Genomic DNA, 5,349 nt, shown 5'->3' with positions numbered 1-5,349 from the left:
TAAGGACCGGGTGCTTTTTGCCCGGTTTTTCTAATTTCAAAGTAAAAAAAATCCCCTGATAAGAATCAGGAGAAAATCGGGATGGCGGAAACGAAAGATACATTTTCCACCGTGATGGGCTTCCGGTGAAGGTATCGCCGCTGATCCCAAGAATAACTGGGTAACCATGCAAGGTGCAAAGTATTATGATGGGCATTAATCGCTCATAACATAAATATTGTAAACCCTTTCTTTTTAAATGTAAAGGCTATCATTGCTTTGATCACATGAATTGTTTAAAGGGTACGGTCCCCGCTCTGAGGCAAGGACTCCGCCCTCAATACGGTGTACCCTACTTTGGCAACAGCGCTGCATAGCAACGACTCAGGTAATGGTCTTTTCATGCACACTAGAGCTGCTTTCTGATCCAAACGAACCGTTGCGTCCACACCGTCCATGGAACGCAATCCATTTTCAATCTTCCGCGCACAATTTTGACAGGTCATCCCATCAATGGTCAACAGAGATCTGTATGGATAATCTCTGCGCTGACCGTCCTTTCGTTTAACCTTCTTCAACCGCTGGATGTCATTGCCGCAACAACCGTTGCGCTGCCTTTTCCACGCACTTCGACAAGCGCATAATACGAAAACGAATAATATGGCGCTAATAACAACCGTTGCCAATACGCACAGATCCTTTCATTATTGATCCTTCTTATTCCTTATCGGCGAATCATTTCTCTGAGCTCAGATCGTTTCAATTTTTGGATGTGAACCGGCTTACCTTGATTTAACGCCGCACTCCGGCGTAAATCTTTAATCGGACAGTTGCCGCTTAATCCACAATCCGTGCACGATCCCTTGCTCTTTATCGCATGACGAATTGCCAGAGCAAATAATACAAGTAATAGGATAAGAACGATTAGGGTTTGACTATTCATGAATGCCGCTTCCTTTCATCATGATCTAGCGCAATTGTTTTTAGCATTCATCAATTGCTGACTCACTCATTTAAGCACCGGCATGTTGCCCTCTGTCCAAAATCATTTTATTCGCTGCAGGGGCCGGTCGTACGAGCAAATAAATGGCAATAACAATGATGACCAGTGCGAGCGCAGCGCCAAAGCCAAAAGACTGACCCAGGAATAGGACACTGCCAAGTTGATAGGTGACAAAGCCAAGTGAATAGCCAAGCAGCACCTGATAACCAAGTGCGAATATCGTCCATTTTATGCCGCCCATCTCTCTGCTTGTTGCACCAATTGCCGCAAAACACGGCGGATTAAAGAGGTTGAACAGCATAAATGAGAGCGCACTGACGCTTGTAAACATAGAACCGATTCCAGCAATAACTGCTCGTGTATTTTCTTCGTCTGCGACTCCGTTCAGTACAGCGAGTGAACTAATCGCATTTTCTTTGGCAACTAAGGCACTTATCGTTGCGACGGTACCTTTCCAAGAACCGAATCCAAGCGGAGCGAATACCCAGCTAATGGTATTGCCGAGTCCGGCTAGAATGCTATGATCCACATCTTCGACCATTCGCAAATTCCAACCGAATGAGGAAAGGAACCAAATTAATCCGCAGGCAATAAAGATTATCGTGCCGGCCTTAACAATAAAATGTTTGCTACGTTCCCACACATGAATCCAAACACCTTTTAGCGACGGTAAATGATAGGCAGGCAATTCCATGACAAAAGGTGCAGGTTCTCCGGCAAACATTTTGGTCTTTTTCAAAATGATTCCGGAAAAGGCAATCATGGCGATACCCAATAGATACATCGTTGGTGCAACCCATGAGGAATGATGGAAGAACGTCGCGACAAACATGGTTATAATTACCATTTTAGCTCCACAAGGGATAAACGTAGTCAGCATAATCGTCATTCTGCGGTCATGATCATTTTCAATGGTTCTTGTGGCCATAATTCCAGGTACGCCGCATCCTGAACTGATTAAAATAGGGATAAACGCCTTTCCAGATAAGCCAAAGCGGCGGAACAGCCGATCCATGATAAAGGCCACTCGCGCCATATACCCGGAATCCTCCAAAATAGAAAGAAAGAAAAACAGAATCATCATTTGCGGGACAAAGCCCAACACCGTGCCCACTCCGCTGATAATTCCATCAACAATAAGATCATTCAGCCAGTCAGCTGTCCCAATAGCATTCAGCAGATTCGTTGCACCCTCAGTCACCCATGTACCAAACAAAGTATCGTTTGTCCAATCGGTGACAATTGATCCAAGAGTAGTCACCGAAACATAATACACAAACCAAATAATTGCGATAAATATAGGGAGTGACAGGAATCGATTAGTGACAACCCGGTCAATTCGGTCTGAAATAGTCAGCTTTTTTTCGTGCCTATGTACTGAATGCCGCACAATTTGTTCAATATATTCATAACGCTCGTTCGTTATGATGGATTCACTGTCGTCTTCCATACGGTCTTCAGCTTCTCTTATTGTCGTTTCCGCATTTTTCAACACATGGTCGGGTAACGAATGAGCAGCGAGTACTTTTTCGTCGCGTTCAAAATATTTAATGGCATACCACCGCGACCGAATCGGATCAACTTGTTCATGAATCAATGCAGAGATCGTTTCAAGCGTATCTTCAATAGGCTTGCTAAAGATCGGTTTAGGCACAAGCGCCTCCCCTTTTTCAGCAAGTTCAATCGCTTTATATGCCGCTTCTTTGGAGCCTACTCCTTTCACTGCAGACGTTTGAACGACCGGACAGCCGAACTCTTTTTCGAGTTGCTGAACATTGATGCGATCTCCATTCTTTTTCACAACATCCATCATATTGATGGCAAGCACAACCGGAATACCCAGTTCAATGATCTGGGTGGTCAGATACAGATTGCGTTCTAAATTCGTTCCATCTATTAGATTAATGATCGCATCCGGATAGTCATTGAGTAGATAATTTCGACTAACGACCTCTTCAAGCGTATAGGGAGACAAAGAATAAATTCCCGGTAAATCAGTGATTAGACTATTTTTGTGCCCTTTTAATTTTCCTTCTTTTTTTTCGACCGTTACCCCTGGCCAGTTGCCGACATACTGACTGCTGCCGGTTAGATCATTAAACATCGTTGTTTTACCACAATTGGGATTACCGACCAAAGCGATTTTCAAGGTCACGTCAAATGCCTCCTTTAGATGATTCATAAGATTGAGCAGACTCATGTATCCGCATTTCAGACAAGCTCAATGCTTTCTGCTTCCATTTTACGAAGAGACAGTTCATACCCGCGCACATTGATTTCTACAGGATCGCCGAGCGGAGCAATTTTTCGAATAAATAGTTGCGTTCCTTTGGTGATCCCCATGTCCATGATCCGCCTACGCAGCGCACCCTTTCCATTCACCCGTGCAACAACGACGGTCTCACCTGGTTTTGCTTCTTTCAATGTTTTCATGATCGATGCCTCCAATTCTTTGTCAAGCGGTCATCACACGTCTTGCCATGGCCTTGCTCACCGCAAGTCGTGTTCCTTTCAAAGAAACAATGACATTCCCATCCGTCTCTGTGATTACGGTGACTTCAGCATTTTCGACGAATCCAAGATTTATCAGGAAACGGCGTGTTTCATCTTTGCCGCAAACACATTTCACCCGAACGCTTTCGCCTTTGTGAATGAGACTCAACGGAATTGCATGAGTACACCTTGGTTGTGAGACGGGCTGATGACAATTCAATCCATCAAATGTACGCGAACTATTCTGATCCAAAATCAATCACTTCCTAATCAAATGGTGTTCATCCATTACAAAAGGTTATTAAAAATGAAAATCGAGAAATACCTCTATTCACAAATTTGCAAAATCTTGATAATGATAATTGTTATCAATTATATAGTACTGGATGATAAGAAAAATAACAATCAATAGTCATGAACAATTTTTGACTTTTCTTTATCCCTATCGTTTTCTTTCTTTTTTTCGACGCATTACAAACTTTTTTTGCAAATTCAAACAAAATAATAGAAATAATTCAAGAAAGTGCTACATACATATTTACAAATATGACCAATAAACCTATGATTTTCTTAGGAGGCATATCTATGTCGGGAAACAGAAATTCGATTGATTTAAATTATAAAAAGATGATCGATCAAATCGCGGATGCAATTCTCGTCCTTAGTGATGAGACAATTGTCTATTCAAATCGATCTGCGAATCAAATACTCTCGTTTGATGAACGGACACCGCTGAGCGGCATATCCATCGGTATGTTTGTAAACCCCGAAGAGATGCCTTTGTTGCGCGATGCACTCACCAAGATCACAACCTGTCAATCAGAGAAGCATTCACTTCAGCTAACCATCCATTCCAGTAATAATTTTAAACTCCCTGTGCTCATTAATTTTCAGCTTCTTCAAGCGTGTGACTCCTTAGTCCAGCTGTCAATTCATGATATCAGTGCCCGCAAAGCTGCTGAAGAGAGCCTGATTCAATCAGAAAAACTATCGGTAATCGGTGAATTGTCAGCAGGGATCATCCATGAGATTCGCAATCCACTAACTTCAATTAAAGGATTCTTGCAATTAATGCAAACGAGCGAAAAACTCAATAAAGAGTACTTAGAAATAATTATGCGTGAAATTGAACAAATAGAGAAGATTACAACCGAATTACTCTATTTCACCAAACCGAAAAGTGATCGCTTTACGAAGATTAATCTGACGACCATAGCAAAGGAAAGTATGCGCTTATTTGAAACGCAAACGATGAAACGGAACATTAAACTATGTTTGGAAGCAGACGATGGCGACGGACACTGTTTGTATGGCGATAAAACGCAATTGAAGCAAGTATTCGTCAACCTGATCAAAAATGCTCTTGAAGCAACTCCCAAAGGTGGAACGATTTCAATACTGCTTTCTTCAACAGCAAATACCGAACAAATCTCAATTCAGGATACAGGATCAGGCATACCGAAACATTGATTCATAACCTTGGCCGATCGTTTTTCACAACAAAAGCAACAGGAACCGGCCTTGGCTTGATGGTGACCTATACCATCATAAAAAATCATAATGGCTCTGTCCGCGTTCAAAGTGAAGAAAATAAGGGAACAACCTTTCATCTAAGTTTTCCTAAATGGAAACAACAGGACGATTGATTCATTCCGGGACATGTCACAAAATGAGAACTCGAAAACCCGTATCGGCATTCCTCTCTACGCTTAACCGCTAAAAAAGTATGATGAAGGATTGATGCGACGGGGCGTTGCCGTGTGACTCTTGAGGAATCGTATACTGTTGATATGGAAAGCCGAAATACATCAAGCATTTGGATGCCTTCTTGAGACAACCTCATTAGATAAACTAGGCTACGTCTAGTCCTTACT

At 42.3% G+C, this 5,349-nt stretch carries 7 protein-coding genes; 2 read left to right on the top strand and 5 right to left on the bottom strand.

Annotation, left to right across the window (positions count from 1 at the left end; translation table 11 throughout):
* Positions 1 to 275 precede the first annotated feature (275 nt).
* The 5 genes from SIN01_RS11835 to SIN01_RS11815 form a co-directional block, all read right to left on the bottom strand.
* Complete coding sequence (locus SIN01_RS11835; protein ID WP_010027104.1) at positions 276 to 665, bottom strand: heavy-metal-associated domain-containing protein; 390 nt, start codon at positions 663 to 665, stop codon at positions 276 to 278.
* Between the two features lie 38 nt (positions 666 to 703).
* Positions 704 to 922 (bottom strand): FeoB-associated Cys-rich membrane protein, encoded by a 219-nt coding sequence (locus tag SIN01_RS15230; protein ID WP_010027102.1) that lies wholly within the window; start codon positions 920 to 922, stop codon positions 704 to 706.
* 70 nt (positions 923 to 992) lie between these two features.
* Positions 993 to 3,137, bottom strand: a complete 2,145-nt coding sequence (gene feoB / locus SIN01_RS11825; protein WP_047035291.1) for a ferrous iron transport protein B — start codon at positions 3,135 to 3,137, stop codon at positions 993 to 995.
* A 56-nt stretch (positions 3,138 to 3,193) separates the two neighbouring features.
* Positions 3,194 to 3,415 (bottom strand): FeoA family protein, encoded by a 222-nt coding sequence (locus tag SIN01_RS11820; RefSeq protein WP_010026568.1) that lies wholly within the window; start codon positions 3,413 to 3,415, stop codon positions 3,194 to 3,196.
* Positions 3,416 to 3,437: 22 nt separating this feature from the next.
* On the bottom strand, positions 3,438 to 3,728 hold the full coding sequence (locus SIN01_RS11815; RefSeq protein WP_010026567.1) for a FeoA family protein: 291 nt from the start codon (positions 3,726 to 3,728) through the stop codon (positions 3,438 to 3,440).
* A 332-nt stretch (positions 3,729 to 4,060) separates the two neighbouring features.
* Here SIN01_RS11815 and SIN01_RS11810 point away from each other — a divergent pair, with 332 nt between their 5' ends.
* Both SIN01_RS11810 and SIN01_RS15700 read left to right on the top strand, forming a co-directional pair.
* Positions 4,061 to 4,945 (top strand): histidine kinase dimerization/phospho-acceptor domain-containing protein, encoded by an 885-nt coding sequence (locus SIN01_RS11810; protein ID WP_010026566.1) that lies wholly within the window; start codon positions 4,061 to 4,063, stop codon positions 4,943 to 4,945.
* Positions 4,942 to 5,121 (top strand): ATP-binding protein, encoded by a 180-nt coding sequence (locus tag SIN01_RS15700; RefSeq protein WP_010026565.1) that lies wholly within the window; start codon positions 4,942 to 4,944, stop codon positions 5,119 to 5,121. The genes SIN01_RS11810 and SIN01_RS15700 overlap by 4 nt, the downstream gene beginning before the upstream one ends.
* The last annotated feature ends 228 nt before the right edge of the window (positions 5,122 to 5,349 follow it).

It is taken from the genome of Sporolactobacillus inulinus (assembly GCF_006539285.1).
GTDB classification, from domain to species: domain Bacteria; phylum Bacillota; class Bacilli; order Bacillales; family Sporolactobacillaceae; genus Sporolactobacillus; species Sporolactobacillus inulinus.
This window is presented reverse-complemented; position numbering and strand designations above follow the sequence as displayed.